This window comes from Streptomyces sp. NPDC002403, assembly GCF_053593015.1.
Genome location: NZ_JBSFBQ010000002.1, coordinates 238682 through 263885 on the forward strand (window position 1 = coordinate 238682; position 25204 = coordinate 263885).

General features: G+C 71.8%; 23 protein-coding genes. 8 read left to right on the forward strand and 15 right to left on the reverse strand.

Going from position 1 to position 25204, the window contains the following annotated elements:
- Window positions 1-5: 5 nt before the first annotated feature.
- The 3 genes from ACWCPY_RS03580 to ACWCPY_RS03590 all read right to left on the reverse strand — a co-directional run bounded on the left by ACWCPY_RS03580 (window position 6) and on the right by ACWCPY_RS03590 (window position 2324).
- Entirely contained in the window at window positions 6-887 is an 882-nt protein-coding gene (locus ACWCPY_RS03580) for a PhzF family phenazine biosynthesis protein (RefSeq protein ID WP_451262660.1), read from the reverse strand.
- A gap of 68 nt (window positions 888-955) precedes the next feature.
- On the reverse strand, window positions 956-1423 hold the full coding sequence (locus ACWCPY_RS03585) for a lamin tail domain-containing protein (RefSeq protein ID WP_451262661.1): 468 nt from the start codon (window positions 1421-1423) through the stop codon (window positions 956-958).
- A gap of 127 nt (window positions 1424-1550) precedes the next feature.
- The gene (locus ACWCPY_RS03590; protein ID WP_451262662.1) at window positions 1551-2324 is read right to left on the reverse strand and encodes an SDR family oxidoreductase; all 774 of its coding nucleotides are present in this window, start codon (window positions 2322-2324) and stop codon (window positions 1551-1553) included.
- Window positions 2325-2585: 261 nt separating this feature from the next.
- On the opposite strand from ACWCPY_RS03590, the gene ACWCPY_RS03595 reads away from it, so the two are divergent.
- Window positions 2586-4214 carry an alkaline phosphatase D family protein gene (locus ACWCPY_RS03595; RefSeq protein ID WP_451262663.1) on the forward strand — a complete coding sequence of 543 codons (1629 nt, stop codon included), beginning with the start codon at window positions 2586-2588 and terminating at the stop codon, window positions 4212-4214.
- On the opposite strand, the gene ACWCPY_RS03600 is transcribed toward ACWCPY_RS03595, so the two are convergent.
- Entirely contained in the window at window positions 4201-5220 is a 1020-nt protein-coding gene (locus ACWCPY_RS03600; RefSeq protein WP_451262664.1) for a Gfo/Idh/MocA family protein, read from the reverse strand. The two genes, ACWCPY_RS03595 and ACWCPY_RS03600, sit on opposite strands and share 14 nt — an antisense overlap.
- Window positions 5221-5306: 86 nt before the next feature.
- Here ACWCPY_RS03600 and ACWCPY_RS03605 point away from each other — a divergent pair, with 86 nt between their 5' ends.
- The gene (locus ACWCPY_RS03605; protein WP_451262665.1) at window positions 5307-6626 is read left to right on the forward strand and encodes a multidrug effflux MFS transporter; all 1320 of its coding nucleotides are present in this window, start codon (window positions 5307-5309) and stop codon (window positions 6624-6626) included.
- A gap of 249 nt (window positions 6627-6875) precedes the next feature.
- Here the strand turns inward: ACWCPY_RS03605 and ACWCPY_RS03610 are convergent, their stop codons facing one another.
- Complete coding sequence (locus ACWCPY_RS03610; protein ID WP_451262666.1) at window positions 6876-8183, reverse strand: hypothetical protein; 1308 nt, start codon at window positions 8181-8183, stop codon at window positions 6876-6878.
- Between the two features lie 141 nt (window positions 8184-8324).
- Here ACWCPY_RS03610 and ACWCPY_RS03615 point away from each other — a divergent pair, with 141 nt between their 5' ends.
- On the forward strand, window positions 8325-9320 hold the full coding sequence (locus tag ACWCPY_RS03615; RefSeq protein WP_451262667.1) for a small ribosomal subunit Rsm22 family protein: 996 nt from the start codon (window positions 8325-8327) through the stop codon (window positions 9318-9320).
- A gap of 64 nt (window positions 9321-9384) precedes the next feature.
- Here ACWCPY_RS03615 and ddaH read toward each other — a convergent pair whose 3' ends face one another.
- Entirely contained in the window at window positions 9385-10242 is an 858-nt protein-coding gene (ddaH, locus tag ACWCPY_RS03620) for a dimethylargininase (RefSeq protein ID WP_451262668.1), read from the reverse strand.
- Between the two features lie 126 nt (window positions 10243-10368).
- On the opposite strand from ddaH, the gene ACWCPY_RS03625 reads away from it, so the two are divergent.
- On the forward strand, window positions 10369-10983 hold the full coding sequence (locus ACWCPY_RS03625) for a TetR/AcrR family transcriptional regulator (protein WP_451262669.1): 615 nt from the start codon (window positions 10369-10371) through the stop codon (window positions 10981-10983).
- 143 nt (window positions 10984-11126) lie between these two features.
- Complete coding sequence (locus ACWCPY_RS03630) at window positions 11127-11873, forward strand: bifunctional DNA primase/polymerase (protein WP_451262670.1); 747 nt, start codon at window positions 11127-11129, stop codon at window positions 11871-11873.
- Between the two features lie 53 nt (window positions 11874-11926).
- Here the strand turns inward: ACWCPY_RS03630 and ACWCPY_RS03635 are convergent, their stop codons facing one another.
- The 7 genes from ACWCPY_RS03635 to ACWCPY_RS03665 all read right to left on the reverse strand — a co-directional run bounded on the left by ACWCPY_RS03635 (window position 11927) and on the right by ACWCPY_RS03665 (window position 19432).
- The gene (locus tag ACWCPY_RS03635; protein ID WP_451262820.1) at window positions 11927-12898 is read right to left on the reverse strand and encodes a hypothetical protein; all 972 of its coding nucleotides are present in this window, start codon (window positions 12896-12898) and stop codon (window positions 11927-11929) included.
- A complete protein-coding gene (gene efeU / locus ACWCPY_RS03640) occupies window positions 12798-13769 on the reverse strand; it encodes an iron uptake transporter permease EfeU (RefSeq protein WP_451262671.1) in 972 nt (323 codons plus the stop codon). The genes ACWCPY_RS03635 and efeU overlap by 101 nt, the downstream gene beginning before the upstream one ends.
- Before the next feature lie 27 nt (window positions 13770-13796).
- Entirely contained in the window at window positions 13797-15071 is a 1275-nt protein-coding gene (efeB, locus tag ACWCPY_RS03645) for an iron uptake transporter deferrochelatase/peroxidase subunit (RefSeq protein WP_451262672.1), read from the reverse strand.
- Window positions 15072-15091: 20 nt separating this feature from the next.
- Window positions 15092-16228 (reverse strand): iron uptake system protein EfeO, encoded by a 1137-nt coding sequence (efeO, locus tag ACWCPY_RS03650; RefSeq protein WP_451262673.1) that lies wholly within the window; start codon window positions 16226-16228, stop codon window positions 15092-15094.
- Between the two features lie 191 nt (window positions 16229-16419).
- The gene (locus tag ACWCPY_RS03655) at window positions 16420-17262 is read right to left on the reverse strand and encodes a heme ABC transporter ATP-binding protein (protein ID WP_451262674.1); all 843 of its coding nucleotides are present in this window, start codon (window positions 17260-17262) and stop codon (window positions 16420-16422) included.
- Window positions 17259-18356: a FecCD family ABC transporter permease gene (locus ACWCPY_RS03660; protein ID WP_451262675.1), complete on the reverse strand. Its 1098-nt coding sequence runs from the start codon at window positions 18354-18356 to the stop codon at window positions 17259-17261. Before ACWCPY_RS03660 ends, ACWCPY_RS03655 begins: the two co-directional genes overlap by 4 nt.
- The gene (locus ACWCPY_RS03665) at window positions 18353-19432 is read right to left on the reverse strand and encodes a heme/hemin ABC transporter substrate-binding protein (protein ID WP_451262676.1); all 1080 of its coding nucleotides are present in this window, start codon (window positions 19430-19432) and stop codon (window positions 18353-18355) included. Before ACWCPY_RS03665 ends, ACWCPY_RS03660 begins: the two co-directional genes overlap by 4 nt.
- Window positions 19433-19565: 133 nt before the next feature.
- On the opposite strand from ACWCPY_RS03665, the gene ACWCPY_RS03670 reads away from it, so the two are divergent.
- From ACWCPY_RS03670 to ACWCPY_RS03680, 3 genes are all read left to right on the forward strand, one after another.
- Window positions 19566-20975: an HtaA domain-containing protein gene (locus tag ACWCPY_RS03670; protein WP_451262677.1), complete on the forward strand. Its 1410-nt coding sequence runs from the start codon at window positions 19566-19568 to the stop codon at window positions 20973-20975.
- Window positions 20976-21026: 51 nt separating this feature from the next.
- The gene (locus ACWCPY_RS03675; protein WP_451262678.1) at window positions 21027-22616 is read left to right on the forward strand and encodes an HtaA domain-containing protein; all 1590 of its coding nucleotides are present in this window, start codon (window positions 21027-21029) and stop codon (window positions 22614-22616) included.
- Between the two features lie 78 nt (window positions 22617-22694).
- The gene (locus ACWCPY_RS03680; protein ID WP_451262679.1) at window positions 22695-23381 is read left to right on the forward strand and encodes a PhzF family phenazine biosynthesis protein; all 687 of its coding nucleotides are present in this window, start codon (window positions 22695-22697) and stop codon (window positions 23379-23381) included.
- A gap of 15 nt (window positions 23382-23396) precedes the next feature.
- On the opposite strand, the gene ACWCPY_RS03685 is transcribed toward ACWCPY_RS03680, so the two are convergent.
- Both ACWCPY_RS03685 and map read right to left on the reverse strand, forming a co-directional pair.
- Window positions 23397-24062: a biliverdin-producing heme oxygenase gene (locus ACWCPY_RS03685; protein ID WP_451262680.1), complete on the reverse strand. Its 666-nt coding sequence runs from the start codon at window positions 24060-24062 to the stop codon at window positions 23397-23399.
- A 280-nt stretch (window positions 24063-24342) separates the two neighbouring features.
- Window positions 24343-25200 (reverse strand): type I methionyl aminopeptidase, encoded by an 858-nt coding sequence (map, locus tag ACWCPY_RS03690; RefSeq protein ID WP_451262681.1) that lies wholly within the window; start codon window positions 25198-25200, stop codon window positions 24343-24345.
- Between the last annotated feature and the right edge of the window lie 4 nt (window positions 25201-25204).

The window sequence follows — 25204 nt, forward strand, 5'->3', positions numbered from 1 at the left end:
GTCGGTCAGTCCCCGATGCGGGTTCCGGTCCCGCTCACCCGCACCCGGGCGTCGCCCGCCCGCAGTTCGACGGTGAGGGTGCCGGGGCGGCCCATGTCCTCGCCCTGGTGGAGGGTGAGGACCGCGGTGTCGGGGACGAGGCCCCCGGCGCGCAGATAGGCGCCGAAGGCGGCCGCCGCCGCTCCGGTGGCGGGGTCCTCCACGACACCGCCGACCGGGAACGGGTCGCGGACGTGGAAGACGGCCGGCGCCGCCCGCCACACGAGCTGAAGGGTGGTCAGGTCCAGTCGGTGCATCAGGGCTTCGAGGCGCGCGAAGTCGTATCGGAGGTCGGCCAGGCGCTCGCGGGTCGCGGCGGCCACCACCAGATGGCGGGCGCCGGCGAAGGCGATCCGGGGCGGCAGGGCCGGGTCGAGGTCGGCGGCCGGCCAGTCCAGGGCGGCGAGCGCCTCCGCCAGGTCGTCGGGGGCGATGTCCAGGACGTCCGGTTCGACGCTGGTGAGCGTGGCGCGCAGTTCGCCGCCCTCCCGGGCGACGGTGACCGGGACCGTCCCCGCGCGCGTGCTGAACACCAGGTCGCCGGGGCCGTCGCGCTCGGCGAGTGCCAGGGCCGTGGCGACGGTGGCGTGGCCGCAGAACGGGACCTCGGCCTTCGGGCTGAAGTAGCGCACGGTGTACTCCCGGGCATCCGGTGCCCCCGTACCGCCCGGCTCTCCCCGCCCGGTCAGGAACGCCGACTCGCTGTAGCCCAGCTCCGCCGCGACGGCGAGCATGGCGGCGTCGTCGAGACCGGACGCGTCAAGGACGACCCCGGCGGGATTGCCGCCTTCGGGGTCGGCGGAGAACGCGGTGTAACGCAGGACCTCGATACCTGGAATCTGGCTCATGCCGCAGGTCAACCGTGCCGCGGCCCGGGACATTCCCCCAGGGTCCGTCCGGACCGCGGCCGCCCGGCTCAGTGGCAGTTCTTGGTGCCCGTGCCCGACTTCGTCCAGGAGCAGGAGTCCTGGAGCTTGCCGTTCGGCTTGATCAGCCGGGCCTTGTCGCCGGTGTTGTTCCAGACGTACGAACCGCGGTTCCAGTACACGTTGCCCGAGGCGTTCCCGCCCCGGCCGGTGTGGACCCTGACGGTCTTGCCCGCGCCGATCGTGTAACTGCCGAAGGTGTACGTGTAGCCGGTGTCGTCCTTGAGCTTGTAGCCCTTGAGCTGGAGCTTCGACTTGCCGTTGTTGTGGATGTCCACCCACTCGGCGTTCAGGGACGAGTTGCTCCGGTCGTCCTTGCCGGGGCTGTCGTACTGGATCCTGCCGAGGTGCAGCCCGCCCTGGTGGGGGGCGGCCGTGGCGGGGGCCGCGACGAGCAGCGAGCCGGCCAGGGCGGTGGCGGCCGCCAGGGCGAGGGGAGCCGCGGTGCGTATGCGCATGCCGTGTTCCTTTTGTGGAGTTGTGGTGAAGGAGCGTCAGCATAGGGGCAGCGCACGGCGCCCCGGCGCGCGGGGGTGACCGCCCGCGCCGGGGCGCTCGTCGGAACGTCCGGCCGGCCGCGCCCCGTCAGCCGCGTCCCACGTACGGCATCGCCGTCGCCAGGACCGTCGCGAACTGCATGTTCGCCTCCAGCGGCAGCTCCGCCATGTGGAGCACCGTGCGGGCCACGTCCGCCGCCGCCATCACCGGCTCGACCGCGAGTTCGCCATTGGCCTGGAGGATGCCGGTCCGCATCTGTTCGGTCATGTCCGTGGCCGCGTTGCCGATGTCGATCTGCCCGCAGGCGATCCGGTACGGACGCCCGTCCAGCGAGAGGGACTTCGTCAGCCCCGTCATCGCGTGCTTGGTCGTGGTGTAGGCGACCGAGTGGGGGCGCGGCGCGTGGGCGGAGATCGAGCCGTTGTTGATGATCCGGCCGCCCTGCGGGTCCTGGTCCTTCATCAGCCGGTACGCCGCCTGCGCGCACAGGAACGCGCCCGTCACGTTCACGTCCACCACCGAGCGCCAGTCCGCCACCGGGAGCTCCTCCACCGGGACGGAACGCGGGCCGAACGTACCGGCGTTGTTGAAGAGCAGGTCGAGGCGGCCGAAGCACTCCCGTACCGAGGAGAACAGCGCGGTCACGTCGTCGGGGCGGGACACATCGGCGGGGACGGTGATCACCCGGGCGTGCTCCCCGGCCAGCGCGGCGGTCTCGGCGAGCGGTTCCGGGCGCCGGCCCGCGAGCGCCACCGACCAGCCGGCGCCGGTCAGGGCGAGTGCCACCGCGCGGCCGATCCCGGAACCCGCACCCGTCACGACCGCCGTCTTCGCAGCGGAATTCAACACTTTGTTGCTCATGGGGCCGCAGCGTACGCCCTCCCTCCCGGGGTGCGCGTGAGGCCACATGGGGTCAAGGCGGCGCGTGGGGCGGCGCGTTCGCGCCCCGGCCGGCCGTGGAAGATGATCATTGCCCCGTCGTGGATGCGCGCTTTGTCCCCGCGGACCCATTGCTGCCGCATTCCTCATCCACGCGACGCCCCAGCGACGTGAACACGACAGCCGCTCGATGTGCTGAGCCGTTGAACTGCTCGCGTACACCACCAGCCAGGGGAGGGCCAGATGACAGACTCATCGCACCAGCAGGAGATGCGCGACGCCGCCAGGCAGGTCGGACGCCGCCGCTTCCTCACCGTCACCGGCGCCGCCGCCGCGCTCGCCTTCTCGGTCAACCTGCCCGCCGCGGGCACCGCGAGCGCCGCCGAGCTGGACGCGAAGAAGATCGGCGACGACCCGTTCACCCTCGGCGTCGCCTCCGGCGACCCGCTTCCCGACTCGGTCCTGCTGTGGACGAGACTCGCACCGCGCCCCTACGAGCCCGGCGGCGGTCTGCCCCGGGCCCGGGTGCAGGTGCGCTGGGAACTCGCCCGCGACGAGCGCTTCTCCCGCGTCGTACGGCGCGGATCGGCCACCGCCCACCCGGAGTTCAACCACAGTGTCCACGTCGAGGTCAAGGGCCTCGAAGCCGGCCGGGTCCTCTACTACCGCTTCCGCACCGGAAGCTGGACCAGCCCCGTCGGCCGGACCCGCACCGCACCCGCCCGCGGCGCCCGCAACAGCTCGCTGAGCCTGGCCGCCGTCTCCTGCCAGGCGTACCACGACGGCTACTTCACCGCGTACAAGCACCTCGCCCAGGAGGACGTCGACGTCGTCTTCCACCTCGGCGACTACCTCTACGAGTACGCCGTCGACGCGACCGGCGGCGCCCGCAACTACACCGACCGCCGGCTTCCCGCCCACTTCAACCGGGAGACGGTCACGCTGGAGGACTACCGGCTGCGGTACGCCCTCTACAAGTCCGACCCCGATCTGCGCGCCGCCCACGCCGCGCACCCCTTCGTCGTCACCTGGGACGACCACGAGACCGAGAACAACTACGCGGGCGAGATCCCCGAGAACGACGTCCCGCCGGAGGAGTTCCTGCTGCGCCGCGCCGCCGCCTACCGCGCGTACTGGGAGAACCAGCCGCTGCGCGCCCCGCAGCGCCCCACCGGCCCGGACATGAAGCTCTACCGGCGCCTGCGCTTCGGCCGGCTCGCCCAGTTCGACATCCTCGACACCCGCCAGTACCGCAGCGACCAGGCGTACGGCGACGGCTGGCAGACACCCGGACCGGAGTCCCAGGACCCGTCGCGCACCATGACCGGCGCCACCCAGGAGCGCTGGCTGATCGACGGCTGGCGCACCTCGAAGGCCACCTGGAACGTCGTGCCGCAGCAGGTCACCTTCGCCCAGCGGCGCGACGTGCCCACCGACGCCTTCAAGCTGTCCATGGACGCGTGGGACGGCTACCCCGCCTCCCGGGGCCGCATCCTGAAGGGCGCCGAGGCCGCCGGGGTCGACAACCTGATGGTGCTGACCGGCGATGTGCACGTCGGCTACGGCTTCGACCTGAAGAAGGACTTCGACGACCCCGCCTCCCGCACCGTCGGCACGGAGATCGTCGCCACCTCCGTCACCAGCGGCAAGGACGGCTCGGACAAGCCCGGCAGCTGGAACAACCAGATGCGGGCCAACCCGCACATGAAGTTCTTCAACGGCCGGCGCGGATACGCCGTCGTCACGCTGGGCCGGGAGCGGGCGCGCGCCGACTACCGCACGGTGTCCGCCGTCACCAGGCCCGGTGCGCCCCTGGCGACGGCCGCGTCGTTCGTCACCGAGGTCGGGAACCAGGGCCTCACCCCTGCGTGAGGCCGTCCGCCGGGTAGCGGACGCCGATGCGGTCACGTACCGCGTCGAGCGTCCGCATCACGGCGAGCGAGCCGTCCAGCGGCACCAGCGGCGACTCCGTCTCGCCCGCCCGCAGCGCCCGCGCCACCTCGGCCTGCTCGAACTGCAGGCCGCGCAGTGCGCCGCCGCCGGTTCCGGCCGTTCCGGCGGTGAACTCCTCGGGTTCGTGTCCGGGCCGGTGCAGCACGAACCGCTCCGGGTAGAAGAAGCCGCGCGGGAACTCGATCCGGCCCTTCGAGCCCGTGACCGCCGCGGTCTGCGGGGTGTCCGCGACGATCGAGCAGTTCAGCAGCGCCGAGGCGCCCGCCTCCGACCAGCCCAGCAGCATCGCCGTGTGCAGGTCGACGCCCTCGGGAGAGAGCACCGCGTCGGCCTGCACCCGGTCCGGCTCACCCAGCAGCAGCTGCGCGAACGACACCGGATAGACCCCGAGGTCCAGCAGCGCGCCGCCGCCCAGCGCCCGGTCGCGCAGCCGGTGTTCGGGGCCGAAGGGGCCCGCGAGTCCGAAGTCGGCCTGCACGGTGCGGATCTCTCCGATGGCACCGTCCCGCACCAGCTCCGTCATGCGCCGGATCACCGGGTTGCAGTACGTCCACATCGCCTCCATCAGGAAGAGGCCCCGGTCCCGGGCGAGCTTCACCAGCTCGTCCGCCTCCCGCGCGTTGAGCGTGAACGCCTTCTCGCACAGCACGTGCTTCCCGGCCTCCAGACAGAGCGCCGCCGCCTCCCGGTGCGCCGAGTGCGGCGTCGCGACGTACACCACATCGACCTCGTCGTCGGCGGCGAGAGCGGCCCAGTCGCCGTACGCCCGGGGTATCCCGAACCGTTCGGCGAACGCCTGCGCCGAGGCCTCTGTCCGAGATGCGACGGCCACCACTTCCGCGTCCGGCATCGACCGGAGATCCTCGGTGAACGCCGCGGCGATACCGCCGGTCGCCAGCACACCCCACCGCACAGTGCCGCTCATGCCTGTCATGCCTGCTCCCCAAGAGGTCTCGACCAGTCCGGCTGAGCTGAGAGCATAGATGCGGATTCAACGACATGGAGATGAGAATGCCGGAGAGCGGCGCAAGCCGGGCCCAGCAGGAACGCACACACATACCGACCGCCGGAACCGGGGCCACGGAGCCCGGAACCACCGGCACCCCACCCCGAGCACCGGCCGCCCCGGCGGTCCGGCGCACCGGACTTCTCGTCACCCTCGTCCTCGGCGGCCTCACCGCGGTTCCGCCGCTCTCCATGGACATGTACCTCCCCGCCCTGCCCGCGGTCACCGAGTCCCTGCACACGCCCGCCGCCACCGTCCAGCTCACCCTCACCGCGTGCCTGACCGGCCTGGCGCTCGGACAGGTCGTCGTCGGGCCGCTGAGCGACCGGTGGGGGAGGCGCAGGCCGCTGCTCATCGGCATGATGATCTACGTCGTCGCCACCGCGATGTGCGTCTTCGCGCCCACCACCGGGCTCCTCATCGGCTTCCGTCTGCTCCAGGGCCTGGCCGGTGCGGCGGGCATCGTCATCGCCCGTGCCGTGGTGCGCGACATGTACGACGGCGTGGAGATGGCCAGGTTCTTCTCCACCCTGATGCTCATCTCCGGTGTCGCGCCGATCGTCGCCCCACTGATCGGCGGCCAGGTGCTGCGGTTCACCGACTGGCGCGGAATCTTCGCCGTCCTCACCGTCGTCGGCCTGGTGCTCACCCTCGTCGTCTGGAAGTGGCTGGGCGAGACCCTGCCCCCGCAGGACCGGCACACCGGCGGCCTCGGCGACGCGCTGCGCACCATGCGCGGACTGCTCGCCGACCGGGTCTTCACCGGCTACATGATCGCGGGCAGCCTGGCCTTCGCCACCCTGTTCTCGTACGTGAGCGCCTCGCCGTTCGTCATGCAGGAGATCTACGGGGCATCGCCGCAGACGTTCAGCCTGCTCTTCGGCCTCAACTCGGTCGGCATGATCGCGGTCGGCCAGATCAACGGCAAGCTGCTGGTCGGCCGGGTCAGCCTGGACAAGGCGCTCGCCTTCGGGCTCTGTGTCATCACGCTCGCGGCGCTCGCGCTGCTGCTGATGACGACCGGCGTCTTCGGCGAGGTGGGCCTGGCCCCGGTCGCCGCCGGGCTGTTCGTGCTGATGTCGGCGATGGGCATGGCGATGCCGAACACGAACGCGCAGGCGCTGATGCGCACGAAGCACGCCGCCGGCTCCGCCTCCGCGCTGCTCGGCACCTCGTCGTTCCTGATCGGTGCCATCGCCTCGCCCCTCGTCGGGATCGCGGGCGAGGACACGGCCGTCCCGATGGCCGTCGTCCAGCTGGTCTGCGCGGTCGGCGCGATGGCCTGCTTCCTCGGCCTGTGCCGGCCCTGGCGGCGGACGGCGTGAGCGTGATGTGCGTTCCGTGACGCGGGGCGGCGGGACCGGTCCGTGGCTCAGCCCCAGGTCTTGCCGCTGACCGGGTCCGGCCCGAAGCAGCGGGAGACGACCGAGGCCGGCGGCGGCACCGCGCCCTCTCCCGACGCGTGTTTGAAGGTGTGGACCACACAGGTCTGCACCGGATGCGTCGGCCCCTGACAGCGGAGCCCGGAGCGGGGCGAACGGGTTTCCCCGACGCCCCGCCCCGGGCCCCGCGCGCTACGACGACCTCGGGTAGCCGATCAGGTGCGGGCGGTCCTTCTCGTCCGTCCAGCGGAACAGGCCCACACCGTCCGCGGTCTCCATGCCCGGAACCAGGACGTTCGAGGGCAGGGCGCCCGTCGCACCGCTTCTGACGGCGACCGCGACCGGGGCACCGCCGCCGGCCAGGACGTCCGCCGCGTTGCGGGCGCTCGACGCGCCGTACGCGGTGCCCTCGTCGTTCACGGAGGCCAGGGTCAGCGGCTTCGTGCCGTCCGCGCCCTCGAAACAGAAGCCCCGCTTCGTGGCCAGGTCGAAGGCGAGCGGCCCGGCCACCAGATAGGAGCCCGAGGGTGCGGAGACCAGCTGCGGGTACTGGCCCGGCTTTATCGCGGGCTTGCTGCACTCCACCGAAGCCAGGGTCTTGCCCGTCTCCGCGTCCTGCACCGCCCACATGTCGTGCGTGGTGGCGCGCTTGGCGCCCTTCGCGAGCTGCCACTTCGCCAGGATCAGCCCCGGGATCACCGACGTCGGGATCCCGCTCTGCCTGTCCGTGCCCTTGGGAGCGACATCGCGGCTGAACCAGCCGCCCTGCACCCAGAACTCCTTGGACCCGCTGACCAGCAGGCCCTTCTGCGTCAGCCCGCGCACCTCGGTGAGCTGCTTGCAGGTCTTGCAGCCCTTCGGGTACTTGAGCGAGGAAGCCTCGACCTTCGACACCCGGCCGGTCACCGGGTCGACCACCACGCTGTTGGTCCGGCCGTCGCTGATGAGGATGCCGGGGCCGGTCGTCGAGACCGTGGGCACGGAGTTCCACGGCACCTCGACGCGCCGCCGGGAGCCGTCCTCCACGTCGTAGACGTCCATCGAGACGATCGTGTCGGCGGGGGTCAGCGCGTTCTCGCCGACCTTCCCGTACGCCCACGTCACGAAGTACTCGTGGTCGTCGACCGTGACCTGGAGGAGCTTGGGGAACTGGTGCGGGGACGGGGGCCGCCAGCTCTCGCCGTGCCAGCCCGCCTGCCCCGTCTTGGCGTCGATGGTCCGCAGCCGGTACTTGGTCTCCGACTCCCGCACCAGATAGGCGAGACGGCCCGTCGTCCGGGAGATCGCGTAGTCGGGCGAGGTCCCGATGAGCTCCCAGCCGCGCTCCGTCGCGTACGCGGAGGGAACGGTGAGCTGAGTCACCTTGGTCTGGCTCTTCCCGGCCTGCTTCCCGGGCTCCTCCTCGTGCTTCTCGCCGCTGCCGCATGTGGCGAGCAGAAGAAGCATGACAAGCACGAGCACTCCGCCGACCAGAACAAGGCGCACGATCTTCTGTCTCATGGCTTCCCTCGATGGGCAATCCCGACCTCGCGGCGGTCAGCGTAGCAACTTGCGCAGGTGCCGGGGCAGTTCGGACGGGTTGCGGTTCGGTGCCGAAGCCGGGGCGGAAGCAGGTGGTCCGCCTTTGCCTACAATTCGTCGGTGAACGCCACCCTCCCCACCGCGGAAGACCTGCGCGCGGCGCTGGCCGGACTGCTCGACGGGCTGCCGCCCAAGCAGGCCGCCCAGGCCGTCGAACGGCTCATCGCCAACTACCGCGGGACCACCCCGACCGACGCTCCGGTGCTCCGCGACCGCTCCGACGTCGCCGCGTACGCCGCGTACCGGATGCCCGCCACCTTCGAAGCGGTACGGGCCGCCCTCGCCGCACTCCAGGAGGCCGCCCCGGACTGGGTGCCCGTCACGCACACCGACATCGGCGGCGGCACCGGAGCGGCGAGCTGGGCCGTGGCGGGGAGCTGGGAGGGGCCGCGCACCACCGTGCTGGACTGGGCCGAGCCCGCACTCGCCCTCGGCCGTGAACTGGCGGAGCTCTCCGGCAGCCCCGCCCTGCGCGGGGCCGAGTGGCGCCGGGCCCGGATCGGCGCGGGCCAGGAACTCGCCCCCACCGACCTGATCACCGTCTCCTACGTGCTCAAGGAACTGACGGCGGATGTCCGCGCCGCCCTCGTCGACACCGCAGCGGCCGCGGCGCAGGCGGTCGTGGTCGTCGAACCCGGTACCCCCGACGGCTACGCCCGGATCATCGAGGCCCGCGACCGGCTGATCGCCGCCGGGCTGCAGGTCGCCGCGCCCTGCCCGCACAGCGAGGCCTGCCCGATCGAGCCCGGCACGGACTGGTGCCACTTCTCGGCCCGGGTCAGCCGCTCCTCGCTGCACCGGCGGGTCAAGGGCGGCTCGCTGCCGTACGAGGACGAGAAGTTCAGCTATGTCGTGGCGACCCGCTTCGCGACGGAGCCCGTCCGGGCGCGGGTCACCCGCAAGCCGCAGATCCGCAAGGGGCAGGTGCTGCTGGACCTGTGCACCCGCGACGAGGCCCTGCGGCGGGCCACGGTCACCAAGCGGCACGGCGAGCTGTACCGGGCCGCCCGGGACGTCGCGTGGGGCGACGAGTGGCCGCCCGGCGAGAACGCCTGAGAGCCTGTCGGGCGACCGCCCGGTCGGAGGTCGCCCTACAGGCCCCCGAGGGCGGCCGGCTCCCTCACCCCCGCAGTTCCTGCGTGCAGCACTTCACGCTGCCGCCGCCCTTGAGCAGCTCGCCCAGGTCCATCGGCACCGGTTCGAAGCCCCGCGCCCGCAGCGGGTCGAAGAGCCCCGTCGCGGCCTGCGGCAGCAGTACGTGGAGGCCGTCGCTCACCGCGTTCAGACCGAGCGCCGCGGCGTCCGCCTCCTCGGCGATCAGCGCACCGGGGAAGAGCCGGGCCAGCACCGACCGGCTGCCCGGCGAGAAGGCGCCCGGGTAGTACATGATCTCGTCGCCCGCGTCGTCGAGCACCGACAGCGCCGTGTCCAGGTGGTAGTAGCGCGGGTCGACCAGATCGAGCCCGATCACCGGCCGCCCGAAGAACTCCTGCGCCTCGCCGTGCGAGAGCGGACTGGACCGGAAACCCCGCCCGGCCAGGACGTAGGAGGAGGTCACCGCGAAGTCGCCCTCGCCCTCGTTGACATGGTCCGGTTCGTGGATCTCGGTGAAGCCGTTCGCCCGGAACCAGTCACGGTGGGCCCCGGCCTCCTCGTACCGCTCCCGGTACGCGAAGCGGGCCCCCAGCACCCGGCCGTCGATGACGGTGGCACCGTTGGCGGCGAACACCATGTCGGGCAGCTCGGGGCGGGGGGCGATCAGCTCCACGGTGTGCCCGAGGGCGCGGTACCGGTCGCGCAGGTCCTCCCACTGGGTCTGGGCCAGGGGGAGGTCCACGGGCTTGCTGGGGTCCATCCAGGGGTTGATGGAGTACGTCACCCTGAAGTGCGTGGGCGCGCACATCAGGTAGCGGCGGGGTGTGGCTTCACGAGGCAATGAAGGCTCCTCACGAAAGGCAGGGGTTGCCTGCCGAGACATCGCACGGGTGTGTGCGTGAGCCCATGGTCCGCTCTGCGGCGCCCGCGCGCAGTGATCCGATCGGGTGGTTCCCGCGCGACCGGAAGACGATACGTATCGCCTCGTCCCGCTGCTAGATTGGCCGGCATGGCAGAGAACCGGTCGCCCGACGCCAGCCGCCGCAGCGAGCGCTCGCGCCGCGCGATCCACGACGCGGCGCTCGCCCTGGTCGCGGAGGTGGGCTACCCCAGGACCACCATCGAGGCCATCGCCGCGCGGGCCGGTGTCGGCAAGCAGACGATCTACCGCTGGTGGCCCTCCAAGGCGGCCGTCCTCCTGGAGGCCTTCGTGGGTCTCGGCGAGCGGGCCGCCGAGCAGAACGGCGCGGACGGGGCGCGGGGGATCCCGGACACCGGCGATCTCGCGGCCGACCTCAAGGCCGTCCTGCGGGCCACCGTCGACGAGCTGAACGACCCCGCCTTCGAGGGGCCGACCAGGGCGCTCGCCGCCGAGGGGATCGTCGACCCGCAGCTCGGCGCCGAATTCGTCCAGAAGCTGCTGGAACCCGGGCTCCAGCTGTACGCGGCGCGGCTGCGCGCCGCCCAGGAGACGGGCCGGGCCCGCGCCGACATCGACCCGCGGATCGCCCTGGAGCTCCTCGTCGGGCCGCTCACCCACCGCTGGCTGCTGCGCACCCTCCCGCTCACCCATGAGTACGCGGATGCGATCGTCGACCACGCCCTGCGCGGGCTGGCCCCCTGAGACGCACCCGTCATTTCAGGACAACAAGTGGCATAGTGCCCAGCTCACGGCATCATCGCCCGTACCCCGCTTCGGAACTCCGGCCACCCGAGGCGCAGGATGGTGGGACCATGGGTGGAGGCAACGCTGAGGTAAGGGGATAGATGGGCGCCGATTTCGGCCGTTATCGCGGCTCAGAGAGCAAATTTTCCCAATGGCTTCGCCGCCGACCCAAACCGCACCAGAGCGAGGTCGACGACGCCGCCCGGGAGGCGCTGCTCCTGGCCGTCGCCGAGGCCGGAATGCCGATCGCACCGGCCGCGCACCCGGTCGGATACCGATGTTCGTGCGAACGCATCGGCTGTCCCACCCCCGCCCGGCACCCGATCTCCTTCGCCTGGCAGACGCAGTCCACCACCGACCGGGCCCAGATCGAGCGCTGGGCCCGCAGCCAGCCGCAGGCCAACTTCATCACCGCGACCGGCATGATCCACGACGTGCTCGACGTGCCGCTGTCCGCGGGCACCCAGGCACTGGAACGGCTCCTGGCCGCCGGTATCGACGTCGGCCCGGTCGCCCGGTCCGGCGACGACCGGATGCTCTTCTTCACCGCCACCCGGGGCACCCCCGAGGACGAGGACGAATGGTGGCCGTGCGAGCTCGACTGCCACCCCGAGACCATGGACGAGCATCCGGGTCTGCGGTGGCACTGCCGCGGCAGCTATGTGCTGCTGCCGCCGGCCCGCCTCCCCGGCGAACTGGACGTGCGGTGGGTGCGCGGGCCGGAGAACCCGCTGCCGGACCCCCTGACCCTGCTGGAGACGCTCACCGACGCGTGCGCGCAGTACGCGGACGAGGCGGACCAGAGCGATCTCGACCACGACTCGGTTGCCTGGCCGATGAGCCGCTGAGGCGGCGGATCATGACCGGGGCCGTTCCCGAACGCGGGGCGGCCCCGGTTCCGTCACGAGCCCTTCGCCGCCGTCAGGCCCGGCAGCCGGTTCAGGACGACCACCTTGCCGCCGTCCTTCGTCGAGCCCTTCTTCGGGACGTACACCATCTCGCTGGAGATCCGCTCCTTGGTGAGGGTGGACCGCACCTCACCGGTCAGCAGCGCCTCCACGTCCTGGTCGACCGCCGGGCGCAGCCCCTTCGCCGCGGTCTGCCGCTCGAAGTGCTTGCTGCTGAAGAAGACCAGCGCCCCGCCGTCCTCCGTCTCCAGGCCCAGCGGGCCGAACGTACCGCTGTCCAGCGGCTGGTCGATGTACTGGTAGGAGAACCCCGCCCGCCGGGTGGTCCGGCGCGCCTCCCGCCAGGCCGAGGTGGCGGAGCCGGGGGCGAAGACGTCCGGGGTGCCCTTCTGCAGGTACTGCGTGTACTGGGTGCTCAAGTCCTGCGGAGCCACGGCCAGTTCCGTGCTGTCGACGGCCACCGGCTCGGCCATGCCGTCGCCGTCCTTCGCGAAGGCGGGCATCCGGGAGGGCGCGACGACCGACAGGTAGGAGGCCTTCCACCCGGCGTCGGGCCCGGACTTGACGAAGACGACCAGCCAGCGGGTGTCCAGCTTCCCGTCGTCCTGGTCGCGGTTGGAGTCGGTGTCGGCGAGGAACCACCGCGGCCAGCCGGCCTTCTTCGGGATGACGAATTCGGCGTCGGTCAGCTCCAGCGGCGAATGGTCCGGGTTGCCGTCCGGATGGCTCTTCTGCCGCGCCTTCAGCCCGGCCTGGTTGATCGCGCCGAGCGAGCCGGTGACCCGGTCCGCGTCCAGGGCCGGGTCGTAGGCCTTGTCCGCCGCGTTGTACGCGGCGGTGAAGTCGGCCAGGGCCTTCGCGGCCTCAGACCTGGTTGCCCCCGGCACCACTTCCAGCTCGCCGTGCACCGTCACGCAGCCGCTCGCCGTCATGGACAGCACCGTCGCCGTCGCGAGCCCCGTCATCAGCCGAACCGGCCTCAGGCTTCTCATCCGCTGCTTTCCGCGCCTTCCGATCCGTCGCCCCCACTGACCGTCCGAACCCTACCGGGGAGAGGAACAGCGCGAGGGTGGGGATCAGATACAGCGCCCACACCGTGATCTGGAGAACGGTCGGGTCGGGCTGGAAGTTGAACGTGCCCTTCAGCAGCGTGCCGTACCAGCTGTCCGGCGGGATCGTGGCGCTGATGTCGAACGCCTGGTTGTGGAGACCGCCGATGAACTCCGCTTCCTGGAGGTCGTGGACGCCGTACGCGAGCACGCCCGCGGCGACGATCACCAGCATGCCGCCGGTCCAGGTGAAGAACTTCGACAGATTGATCTTCAGAGCACCCCGGTAGAACAGCCAGCCCAGCACGACGGCGGCGGCGATGCCGAGGAGCGCGCCGATCATCGGGTGCCAGCCGTCGTCCGCCGCGTGCACCGCGCGCCACACGAACAGCGAGGTCTCCAGACCTTCACGGCCCACCGCCAGGAGCGCCGTGGCGACCAGAGCGCCGGTGCCCATCGCGAGCGCCGCGTCGAGCTTGCCGTGCAGCTCCGTCTTCAGGTGCCGCGCGGTGCGCCGCATCCAGAAGACCATCCAGGTGACCAGGCCGACGGAGACGATCGACAGCGAACCGCCCAGTGCCTCCTGGGCCTTGAACGTCATCTCCTGCGAACCGAATTCGAGCCCGGCGCCGAACGCCAGGCTGACGACGATCGCGATCCCGACGCCGGTCCAGATCGGCACCAGCTTGTTCCTGTTGCCGGTCTTCACCAGATAGGCGATGAGGATGCAGACGACCAGGCTGGCCTCCAGGCCCTCGCGCAGGCCGATCAGGAAGTTGCTGAACACGATTCCGTTCTCCTTTTCTGCTTCGCTCTACGAGAACAGTGCCCGGCCCCACCAGTCGTCCTTGTCGCGGACGCCCGGCGGGACGGCGAAGTGCGCCGAACCCACGTGCTGGATGTACTCGTTGAGCGCGTCGTGCGCCGCCAGGCGCCGCTGGAGCGGGATGAACGCCTTGCGGACGTCGCGCTGGTAGGCGATGAAGAACAGCCCGGCGTCGAGCCGGCCGAGGCCGTCCGTGCCGTCGGTGAAGGAGTAGCCGCGGCGCAGGATCGTCGCACCGTCGTTGCTGTCCGGGTGGGCGAGGCGGACGTGCGCGGTGGGCAGCATCGCCTTCAGGAACGGCTCGTCGCGCTCCTTGGACTTGCCGACCGGTGCGCCCTCGCCCTTGTCGCGGCCGAAGACGTCCTCCTGCTCCTGGAGCGGGGCGCGGTCCCAGGTCTCGATGTGCATCCGGATGCGGCGGGCCACCAGGTACGAACCCCCGGTCATCCAGCCCGCGTCGTCCTTCCCGCCGACCCACACATGCTTGTCCAGGGCGGCGGTGTCGGTGCCGGCGATGTTCCGGGTGCCGTCCTTGAAACCCATCATGTTGCGCGGGGTCTGGGCGTCCGGCGTCGTCGAGGACGTCTTGCCGAAGCCCAGCTGGGACCAGCGGATCGCGGTGCGGCCCATGCCGATCCTGGCGAGGTTGCGGATGGCGTGCACCGCGACCTGCGGGTCGTCCGCGCACGCCTGGACGCAGAGATCGCCGCCGCTGCGGGCCGCGTCGAGGTTGTCGCCGGGGAACTTCGGCAGATCGACGAGCGCCTCGGGCCGCTTGTCCTCCAGGCCGAACCGGCCCTTGGCGAAGAGCGAGGGCCCGAAGCCGATGGTGAGCGTGAGCCGGGACGGCTTCAGTCCCAGCGCCTCGCCCGTGTCGTCCGGCGGGGCCTCGGCGAGACCGCCGTACGCCCCGTCGCCGACCGCGTGACCGGCCGTCATGCGCTCCGCCGCCCGCGTCCACTCCTTGAGCAGCGCGATCAGCTCACCGCGGTCCTTCGTCGTCACGTCGAACGCGGCGAAGTGCAGCCTGTCCTGTACGGCGGTGGCGATCCCGGCCTGGTGCGCACCGTGGAACGGCACGGCCGCACCGCTGTCCGCGGCCGGCACCTGGTCGCTCTGGGTGCGCACCGCGGCGACCGCGCCGCCGGCCGCGACGGCGCCCAGCGCGAGACCCGCGCCGCCCCAGCCGAGCAGTGCCCGGCGGGACGGGGCGGAACCGGCGCTCTCCTGCGGAGTCTCGCCGGCCTGTGTCTGATCGGACATGACCGAGGCCCTCCCGCCCGTTACTTCGTCACCGCGGCGGCGAGCCGGGACAGCGGCTCGGCCAGCGCGTTGACCGCGTCCGAAAGCTCCTTGCGGTCGGCCTTGCCGACCTTCTCGTACGAGGTGAACTCGTAGGAGCTCTTGTCCTTGCGGTACTTGTCCAGCAGCGTGTTCAGCTCCGCGAACCGCTTGTCCAGGGTGGCGGTCAGTGCCGCGTCGTTCTTCGAGGCGATCGGCTTCAACAGCTCGTAGGACTTCTCGGCGCCCTCGACATTGCCCTTGAAGTCGACCAGGTCGGTGTGGCTGTAGCGCTCCTCCTCACCGGTGACCTTGCCGGTGGCGACCTCGTCGAGGAGCTCCTTGGCGCCGTTGGCCATCGAGGTCGGGGTGATCTCCGCCGTGCCGACCCGCTTCTGCCAGTCCAGCAGGTCCTTGTAGAGCGCCGGGGCGAGGGCCTTCTCCTCGGCGCCCAGCTTCTTGTCCTGCCACAGCGCCTTCTCCAGGCGGTGCCAGCCGGTCCACTTCTGGCCGTCCTCCAGGCCGTCCTCGCGGATGTCGACCTTCGGGTCGATGTCGCCGAAGGACTCGGCGACCGGCTCGGTGCGCTCCCAGCCGAGGCGGGAGTCGGCGTAGATCTTCTTGGCGGCCTCGATGTCACCGGCGGCGACGGCGTCCGTGAACTTCTTGGCCTTCGGCAGCGTCTCGTCGGCCTGGGCCTGGACGTAGGTGCGGTACTCCGCGACGGCCTTGTCCATCTCGGGGCTGCGCTTGGCCGCGTTGGCTCCGGTGATCTCCAGCTTCTGCCGGATGCCGTGGCCCTTCATGCCGGGCTTGCAGGCGATCTCGTACGAACCGGCCTTGATCTCGGCCGTGATGGTGGCCTTGGTGCCGGGGCCGATGTTCTCGCGCTCGGCGACGATGCGGTCGTCCGGGAAGAGCACGTAGACCTCGGTGACCTTGGAGCCCTTGTTCTGCACGGCCAGTTCGATGTGACCGGCCGGGAGCTTCTTCTTCGACACCTCGCAGGAGTCGTCCTTCGCGACGACCTGCAGGGCGCCGTCGCCCTTGCCGTCGCTCTTCTCTGCGCAGCCCGTGACGGCGGTCAGAGCGGCCACCGTGGCGGCAGCGGTGACGACGGAGAAACGAACGGCTCGCATACGGGCTCCACATGAGGACGAAGGAGAAGCGGGTGAAGATTCGGACAAAGGCAGGTGAGGCGGACCTAACTTAACCGAGGCTTACCTCAGCAGTACCCACCCGCGCAGTGATTCAGCTCTCATCCCGGACCCCCGGAAACGGGGCGATCACGGGCAACCCATGGATATCCCATGGAAAGGTCAAGTAAAGGTCAAGCCCCTCGTTCCGGTACGACGAGCGGCGCCCCGGTCCGCGGGTGGGGGAACACCTCGACCGGCTGCCGGTAGACCTCGCCGAGCAGCTCGCCGGTGAACACCTCGGCGGGCGGCCCCGCCACCGCGATCCGCCCGTCGTGCAGCACGGCCACCCGGTCCGCGTACGCCGCGGCGAGTCCCAGATCGTGCAGCACCACGACGACCGCGTCCCCGGCGGCGGCCCGCTCCCGGCAGATCCGCAGCACCAGTTCCTGGTGGCGCAGATCGAGCGCGGCCGTCGGCTCGTCGAGCAGCAGCAGCGGGGCGCGCTGCGCCAGCACCCTGGCCAGCGCGACCCGGGCCCGTTCGCCGCCGGACAGGGCGGAGAAGGGGCGCGCGGCGAACCCGGTGACCTCGGTCGCCGCCATCGCCGCGGCGACCGCGGGATCGTCCTCGTCCGCCCGCTCCGTACCGGCCCACGGCGCCCGCCCCATCCGTACGACGTCCTCCACCGGGAACGGGAACGACAGGGCGGCGGACTGCGGCAGTACGGCCCGGCGCAGCGCCAGCTCGGCGGCCGACCAGTCGCCGGCCGGGCACCCGTCGATCCGGATCTCGCCGCCGGCCGCGGGCAGATCGGCGGCCAGCGCCGCCAACAGGGTCGACTTGCCCGCCCCGTTGGGCCCCACCAGTGCCAGCACCTCGCCCGCGTGCGCGGTCAGATCGATGGAGTCGAGCACCGGCCGCTGCCCCCGCAGTACCCGCAGCCCGCGCGCCTCGGCGACGGGGGAGCCGGGGGCGACGGGAGCGGGCGGCAGGCGCCGTACGCGTACCCGGAACGGATTCTTCAGGGACTTCATGCCCAACCACCTTGCCTACGACGGGTCCTGCGCAGCAGCCAGAAGAAGAACGGGCTGCCGAAGAGCGCGGTCAGCACACCGAGCGGCAGCTCGGCGGGGTCGGCGACGGTCCGGGCCGCGAGATCGCCCACCACCAGGACCAGGGCGCCGCCGAGCGCGCTGCCGGGGACGAGGAAGCGATGGCCGGGGCCGTTCGCCATCCGCAGCAGATGCGGCACCAGCAGCCCCACGAACGAGATGATCCCGGCGACCGCCACCGCGGCGGCGGTCAGCAGCGCCACGACGAGCACCAGCACGACCCGGAGCCGTTCGACATCGACCCCCAGGTGCCGGGCGGGCCGCTCGCCGAGCGCGAGGAGGTCCAGCTTCCGGGCGTGGAACGGCGCGACGAGCAGCCCGAGCACCGCGCACGGCAGCACCGCGAGCACCTTGGGCCAGGTCGCCTGGGCCAGCGAGCCCAGCTGCCAGAAGGTGATCTGGGAGACCTGCGCGTTGTCCGCGAAGAAGATGAACAGCCCGATCAGCGCGCCCGCGAAGGCGTTGACCGCGATCCCGGTGAGGATCAGCGTCACCACCTCGGTCCGGCCGCCCGACCGCGACAGCGCGTACACCAGCAGCACGGTCGCGAGCCCGGCGGCGAACGCGCAGACGGTGACGGTCCAGTTGCCGAGGAAGTTCAGTCCGAGCGCGATCGAGGCGACCGCGCCGACCGCGGCGCCGGAGGAGATCCCGATCACCCCGGGCTCGGCGAGCGGATTGCCGAACACCCCCTGCATCAGGGCACCCGCGCAGCCCAGCGACGCCCCGACCAGCAGCGCGAGGACGACCCTCGGCAGCCGCACGTTCCACAGCACGCTCTCGCCGACCCGGTCCAGCGCGGCCCCGCCGAGGCCGAGCCGGTGCTGGACGGAGGCGAGGACGTCGCCGAGCGGGATGCTGTACGCGCCGAGCCCGGCGGAGAGCAGACAGCACACCAGCAGGGCGGCGAGCAGTCCGGCGGTCAGCGCGAAGGACGAGGAGAAGCGCCGGGGCTCCGGCGGCTTCGGGGCCGGGGCGGTGTCGGCCCGGTCGCGTTCCGGCGAGGTGGTGGTCACTTGTCCGCTCCGTCCCCGGGGTAGAGCTGGGCGATCAGTTCGGCCAGCACCCGGTCCGTGCGCGGGCCGTAGTTCAGCAGCACCCCGTCGTCGATGGAGACGATCCGCCGGTCCATCCCGGCCGGGGTCTCGGCGACGCCCGGGATCTTCACGAGCCCGTCGACGCCGCCCACCGATTCGAGCCCCTTGCTCATCACCAGGATGGCGTCGGGGGCGGCCTTGGCGAGCGCCTCGCTGGTGATGGCGGTGAAGTCCTTCTTCAGCCCGGACGCCTTGCCCGCGTCGACGGCGCCCGCCGCTTCGAGGAGCGAACTCGCGCCGGACTCCCGGCCGCCCAGCAGATACACCGAGGCCGAGCCGCGCAGATAGAGGAAGGCGACCCGGGGCCTGTCGTGCCCGTCCGCCGGGGCGGGCACGGACTCGCGTACGGCGTCGATACGCGACTGGGTGCGCGACTTCAGTTCGGTGCCCGAGTCCGGCACGCCCAGGGTTGCCGCCACGGTGCCGATCCGGCGGCCGACGTCGGAGAGCTGCCGGGCCGGTGCGACGACGACGAGCGGGATGCCGGCGTCCCGGATCTGGTCGATGGCCTCCGCCGGGCCGGTCGTGGTCTCGGCGAGCACGACGGTGGGCTTCAGCGACAGCACGCTCTCCGCCGAGACGTCATGGGCCCGGGTCACCACGGGGAGTTTCGCCGCCTGTTCGAACGTGGCGGTGATGTCGCGGGCCACGACCTGCTTGCCGAGGCCGAGCGTGAAGACGATCTCGCTCAGTCCGCCGGTCAGCGGAACGATCCGGTCCGCCGAGGTGACGGTGACCTCGGCGCCGTCCGCCGACTTCACCGTGACGGGCAGTTCGGGCTCCGCCGCGGTGGCGAGGGGCTCGATCCGGTCGGCGGTGGCCTCGGCAGCGGCGGCGGGGGCCTTCGCGTCCGTATTGCCGCCGCAGCCCGTCAGGACGAGCGCCAGCGCGAGAGCGGCCGTCAGGGCGCCGATCGGTCCACGGGTCCCGGACCGCCCGCGCCCCGGCCGCCGGCCGCCCTGGCCCGGTGGGGCGAAGTCCTGCGAGAAGCGCACTGGGGCACCGTCCTGTCGTTCAGCGTGGGCAGTTGGTCATGGTTCGCGAGTGATGTAGCGGAAGGGGGTCCTCCACAAGACCTGCATGTCTTAGGTTAGCCTTACCTCAGTTTCCAGACCTCGGAGGGGTTCCATGCTGCCGTCCAGACCTGCCCGCGCACTCGCCGTCGCGCTTCTCGCGGCGGTGCTGGGAGCCCTGCTCCCGGCCACCGCCGCCCAGGCGGCGGCCCGTACGGTGCAGGGCGGCAGGCTGGACTGGGGCATCAAGTCCTCCTTCCAGAGCTATGTCACCGGGCCGATCGCGAACGGCAGTTGGAGCCTGACCGGCGGAGCCGCCACGGTCGGCGGCAGCCAGTTCCGCTTCCACTCCGCCACCGGTTCCTACGACCCGGCGACCGGCGCCTTCGCCTCGGGCTTCACCGGCGGGGTCCACTTCCTCGGCCACCGGAAGTCCGACGGCAGCCACGAACTGGACCTCACCATCAGCCGCCCCACCGTCCGCATCGCGGGCGGCAGCGGCACCCTGTACGCCGACATGGTCAGCAAGGACCGGGGGAGCGGCCGGGTGACCTCGGCCGCCCAGGTGCCGCTCGCGACGCTCGGCCTGTCCGGGATCGACATGAGGGGCGGTACCACCCCCGTCGCCCTGACCAACATCCCGGCGACGCTGACCCCGCAGGGCGCGAAGGCCTTCGCCGGCTATTACACGGCCGGCACCCCGCTCGACCCGGTCAGCCTCTCCGTGGACACCTCCGCCCCGGCCGGGAAGCCCGCCGCCTCCAAGTCCCCCGGGAAGAAGCCGCAGTCGAAGAAGACCGCGGCGGCCGCCGGGCGCTTCGAGGACGCCGCCGTCGACTGGGGCGTCCGCCGGACCTTCCGCGAGTACGTCACCGGCTCCATCGGCAAGGGAAAGTGGACCCTCGCCGACGGCGCCCAGGACGGCGGTGCGCTCTTCCGCTTCCCGCGCGGCAAGGGCACGTACGACCCGGCGAAGAAGAACCTGGACGCCCGCTTCGCGGGCAGCGTCCGGTTCACCGGCGCCGACGGGCTCGATCTGGAACTGTCGTCCGTCGCGGTCCGGGTGAAGGCGGGCAAGGGCACGCTCCTGGCCGACGTCCACAGCGACGGCGACCGGCGCGAGGCCGTCCCGCTCGTCACCTTCGCCGCGAAGGACCTGGCACCGAGGAACGGCCTGGCCGTCCTCACCGAAGCCCCCGCCACGCTCACCGCCGACGGCGCCGAGGCGTTCGGCTCGCTCTACCGGGCGGGCACCGCGATGGACCCGGTCTCGCTGGCCGTCGCCGTCGAGGCCGGGGCCCAACTCCCCGCCCTGCCCGACCTGGGCAGCGCCCCCGACCCGTCGTCGGAGCCGTCGGCCACCGCGTCCGCGCCGGCCGCGGCGAAGGCCACCCCCGCCGCGGCCTCGGCGGCCGGCTCCGGCAGCGCCCTGTACCCGGTCCTCGGCGGCGCGGGCGTCCTCGCCGTCGCGGCGGGCGCGCTGTACCTCGCCCGGCGCCGCCGCACCCCGCGGAACAACGACTAGACCCCCGTCCCCCCGTCCCACCCCCCCTGTTTCCTGAGGAGACCAACGACCATGGCAGCCACCCGCCGCCCCATAGCCCTCACCGCCGCGGTCGCCACCGCGGCCGCCCTCGGCGCCACCGTGTTCGCCCTTCCGGCACTCGCCGCCGACGGCACCGCCGATGCCGGCGCGACCGCTGCGGCGCCGAAGCTGGAGCTGAAGGACGGCACGCTGGATTGGGGCGTCAAGGAGTCCTTCCGCAAGTACCTCGCCTCGTCGTTCTCCGGCGGGAAGATCACCGTCAAGGACGGTGCCGTCCAGGCGCCCGACAACGGGGTGTTCACCTTCTCCGGCGGCAAGGGCACCTACGACACGGCCACGCACGGCACCGACACCGCCTTCGGCGGCGGCGTCAACTTCTACGCCCACGGCGGCGTCCTCGACATCACCCTCTCCGATGTGAAGCTCGCCACGAGCGGCACCGGCGGCGCGATCACCGTCGATGTGACGACCCCGCAGGGCACCCGCGACGACGTGAAGTTCGCCTCCCTCGACCTCTCGGCGGTGCGGCCGGGCCGGGGCGAGGGCGGCGCGATGGTCTTCAAGGACATCCCGGCGACGCTGACCAAGGCCGGCTCCGAGGCCTTCAACGGCCAGTACAAGGAGGGCGACGCGCTCGATCCGGCCACGCTCTCGGTGAAGGCGGTCACGCCCCCGACCACCGACCCCACCGAGGAGCCCGGCACCGAACCGACCGGCACGCCCTCCACGGAGCCCACCGGCGACCCGTCCACCGAACCCGGCACGAAGCCCACCACGACCGCGTCCCCGTCCCCCTCGGCCACGACCACCGACAAGCCGGCCGCCACCCCGGGCGAGATCGTCGACGGCACCCTGGACTGGGGCGTCAAGAAGTCCTTCCGCTCGTACGTCACGGGCCCGATCGCCCAGGGCGAGGTCGAGACGACGGCCGGTGCCACCGCGTCCGGCGACGGCTACCGGTTCCCCGACGCGACCGGCCGCTTCGACGCCGCGAAGCAGACCCTGAACGCCGAATTCCACGGCAAGGTCCGCTTCCTGGGCCACGAGGAGGACGGGGCGTACACCCTCGACCTCTCCCTGACCGGCATGGAGATCCAGGTGAACGGCACGAAGGGCACCCTGATCGCGGACGTCTCCACCAAGGACCGCAAGACCAAGAAGGTCTCCACGTACACCGGCCTGGCCCTCGCGGACCTGAAGCCGGCCAAGGGACAGCTCGCCGCCAAGAACGGCGTGGTGAACATCTCGGCCGTCCCGGCGACCCTCACCGCCGACGGCACCAAGGCGTTCGGCGGCATGTACCGGGCCGGTGAGCAGCTCGACGCGCTGACCGTCGCGGTCGCCCTCGACAAGGACGCCGAACTCCCGGGCGCCGCAGGCGGTTCCGGCGAGGCGGGCGGCTCCGCGGCCACCGGTGGCGGCAGCGTGGGCGGCGGTTCCGCGGGCGGCTCCGTCGGTGGTTCGGCCGGCGGTTCGGCCGGTGGTTCGGTCGGCGGCGCGGGCTCCCTCGCCGCCACCGGCTCCGACCTCCCGGCCGGCGCCCTGTTCGCCGCCTCGGGCGTGATCGTGGCGGCCGGCGCCGGAGCCGTGGCCGTGGCCCGCCGTCGCCGTACCGCCTGACCCGTCCGCGTCCCACGACGGCACCGCCCGGACGGACCGGCCCGACGGCCACCGTCCGGGCGGTGCTTGAATGCCCGTGTGAGCGACAGCGACTTCGACGTACCCGCGGGCATCGACGTACTGCGCGTGTTCTGCGGCCCCGACGGCCGGCACGGCAACGCACTCGGCGTGGTGCGCGACGGGCGTACGTACCCGGACCGGGCCTCCCGGCAGGAGCTGGCCCGCCGGCTGGGCTTCAGCGAGACGGTGTTCGTCGACGACCCCGAGCGCGGGCACGTCGACATCTACACCCCGGGACTGCGCCTCCCGTTCGCCGGGCATCCGCTCGTCGGCACGGCCTGGCTGCTCGACCTGGAGATCCTGGAGCTTCCGGTCGGGGAGGTCTTCGCCCGCCAGGACGGCGAGTTCAGCTGGATCACCGCCCGCCCCGAGTGGGCGCCCCCGCGCACGCTGGAGCGGTACGGCTCGGCCGCCGAGGTCGAGGCGCTCACCGGGCCGCCGCCGGGGGAGGGCTGGCTGTACGTATGGGCCTGGGAGGACGAGGCGGGCGGCCGGGTCAGGGCGCGGGCCTTCCCCCGGCGCGACGACAACATCGTGGAGGACGAGGCGACGGGCGCGGCGGCGCTGCTGCTCAGCGCGGAGCTGGGGCGCGCCCTCAACATCACGCAAGGACGCGGCTCCCAGATCCTCACCGCTCCCGCACCCGACGGCACGGTGGAGATCGGGGGCCGCGTGGCACTCGCCGCGGTCCGGTCCCGGTACTGAACCGGGCCGGGGGCCCTACGCGCTGAGCGGGAACACCTCGCCCAGCTCCCGGAACACCGCCGTGTTCAGCGCGAACGCGCGCTTGCACTCGTCGACGATCCGCTGCTTCTCCAGGTCGTCCGCGTCCACCGCGTCCAGCAGTTCGCGGTAGTCCCGCTTGAACGAGGCGGGGTTGGATATCTCCTCGAAGACGTAGAACCGGACCCCGTCGCCCTTGCGCGCGAAGCCCCAGGCCCGCTCGGCCCGGTCGCGGATGATCTGGCCGCCGGAGAGGTCGCCGAGGTAGCGGGTGTAGTGGTGCGCGACATAACCGGCGGGCCAGCTGCGGATGCACTCTGCGACCCGGGCGGCGTACGCGGCGGTGGCGGGCAGCGGCTCCAGGCCCTCGCGCCAGCCGGCTCCCCGCAGATGGGCCAGATCGCGCTCCAGCTCGGCGGTGCGCATCAGTTCGGGCCGGATGAAGGGACCGGCGACCGGATCGCCCTGCAGCGCCTGCGCGCCGTCCTCCAGTGCTCGGTACACGAACCACAGCTGCTCGGTGTAGCGCGTGTACGCGTCCACTCCGAGCCGTCCGCCCAGCAGGTCGCTCATGAAGGTCGAGGTCTCCGCCTCGGTGTGCTGCTCGTGCGACGCGGTGCGGATGAGCGTCGAGAAGGGCGTGGTGGCGGCGGTTGCGTCCAAGGCGGGCCTCCGGAGACCGAGGGGACGGAAAAGTCCTGGAAGAGACAGAAATATCGGCAGCGACCGCGTATTGCGGCGATTGCTGTCGACAACTCCGATCTTCCTACTTAGGTTTACCTAAGTCAACATCTTCCCGACGCCCTGTCGGTAAAAACGATACGCCTGGTCCCTCGTCCGCGCCGGGTGCGTGGGAAAGCAGGTGTGCGGGGAAGCGGCCGGGCACGCGAAAGCGGCCGCCCGGGGGCGGCCGCTTTCGGGGAGGAACTGTCCGGGCGGGGGGCTACGGGAGCGTCAGGATCTCCGCGCCCGTCTCCGTCACCACCAGCGTGTGCTCGAACTGCGCGGTGCGCTTGCGGTCCTTCGTCACCACGGTCCAGCCGTCGTCCCACATGTCGTAGTCATGGCTGCCCAGCGTCAGCATCGGCTCGATGGTGAACGTCATCCCGGGCTGCATCACGGTGGTCGCGTGCGGGCTGTCGTAGTGCGGGATGATCAGGCCGGAGTGGAACGAGGAATTGATCCCGTGCCCGGTGAAGTCCCGCACCACGCCGTAGCCGAAGCGCTTGGCGTACGACTCGATGACCCGCCCGATCACATTGATCTGCCGCCCCGGCCGGACCGCCTTGATGGCCCGGTTCAGCGACTCCTGGGTGCGCTCCACCAGCAGCCGGGACGCCTCGTCCACGTCTCCGCAGAGATACGTGGCGTTGTTGTCGCCGTGCACACCGTCGATGTACGCCGTGACGTCGAGGTTCACGATGTCGCCGTCGCGCAGCACCGTGGAGTCCGGGATGCCGTGGCAGATCACCTCGTTGAGCGAGGTGCAGAGCGACTTGGGGAAGCCGCGGTAGCCGAGCGTCGAGGGGTACGCGCCGTGGTCGCACATGAACTCATGGGCGACCCGGTCGAGTTCGTCCGTCGTGACGCCGGGGGCGATGTGCTTCGCGGCCTCCGCCATCGCCTGCGCGGCGATCCGGCCCGCGACGCGCATGCGCTCGACGGTGTCGGTGTCCTGGATCTCCGGACCGGTGTACGGGGTGGGGCCCGGCTTGCCCACGTATTCGGGGCGGCGGATCCTTCCGGGCACGGAACGGATGGGAGTGATCTCCCCGGGTGCGAGCAGCGACTGGCCAGACATGTCA

Bases quoted from the DNA above. Each gene is read 5' to 3' on its own strand.
- ACWCPY_RS03580 (WP_451262660.1), bottom strand. From the start codon at position 887: ATGAGCCAGATTCCAGGTATCGAGGTCCTGCGTTACACCGCGTTCTCC.
- ACWCPY_RS03585 (WP_451262661.1), bottom strand. From the start codon at position 1,423: ATGCGCATACGCACCGCGGCTCCCCTCGCCCTGGCGGCCGCCACCGCC.
- ACWCPY_RS03590 (WP_451262662.1), bottom strand. From the start codon at position 2,324: ATGAGCAACAAAGTGTTGAATTCCGCTGCGAAGACGGCGGTCGTGACG.
- ACWCPY_RS03595 (WP_451262663.1), top strand. From the start codon at position 2,586: ATGACAGACTCATCGCACCAGCAGGAGATGCGCGACGCCGCCAGGCAG.
- ACWCPY_RS03600 (WP_451262664.1), bottom strand. From the start codon at position 5,220: ATGAGCGGCACTGTGCGGTGGGGTGTGCTGGCGACCGGCGGTATCGCC.
- ACWCPY_RS03605 (WP_451262665.1), top strand. From the start codon at position 5,307: ATGCCGGAGAGCGGCGCAAGCCGGGCCCAGCAGGAACGCACACACATA.
- ACWCPY_RS03610 (WP_451262666.1), bottom strand. From the start codon at position 8,183: ATGAGACAGAAGATCGTGCGCCTTGTTCTGGTCGGCGGAGTGCTCGTG.
- ddaH (WP_451262668.1), bottom strand. From the start codon at position 10,242: ATGTCTCGGCAGGCAACCCCTGCCTTTCGTGAGGAGCCTTCATTGCCT.
- ACWCPY_RS03625 (WP_451262669.1), top strand. From the start codon at position 10,369: ATGGCAGAGAACCGGTCGCCCGACGCCAGCCGCCGCAGCGAGCGCTCG.
- ACWCPY_RS03630 (WP_451262670.1), top strand. From the start codon at position 11,127: ATGGGCGCCGATTTCGGCCGTTATCGCGGCTCAGAGAGCAAATTTTCC.
- ACWCPY_RS03635 (WP_451262820.1), bottom strand. From the start codon at position 12,898: ATGACGGGGCTCGCGACGGCGACGGTGCTGTCCATGACGGCGAGCGGC.
- efeB (WP_451262672.1), bottom strand. From the start codon at position 15,071: ATGTCCGATCAGACACAGGCCGGCGAGACTCCGCAGGAGAGCGCCGGT.
- efeO (WP_451262673.1), bottom strand. From the start codon at position 16,228: ATGCGAGCCGTTCGTTTCTCCGTCGTCACCGCTGCCGCCACGGTGGCC.
- ACWCPY_RS03655 (WP_451262674.1), bottom strand. From the start codon at position 17,262: ATGAAGTCCCTGAAGAATCCGTTCCGGGTACGCGTACGGCGCCTGCCG.
- ACWCPY_RS03670 (WP_451262677.1), top strand. From the start codon at position 19,566: ATGCTGCCGTCCAGACCTGCCCGCGCACTCGCCGTCGCGCTTCTCGCG.
- ACWCPY_RS03675 (WP_451262678.1), top strand. From the start codon at position 21,027: ATGGCAGCCACCCGCCGCCCCATAGCCCTCACCGCCGCGGTCGCCACC.
- map (WP_451262681.1), bottom strand. From the start codon at position 25,200: ATGTCTGGCCAGTCGCTGCTCGCACCCGGGGAGATCACTCCCATCCGT.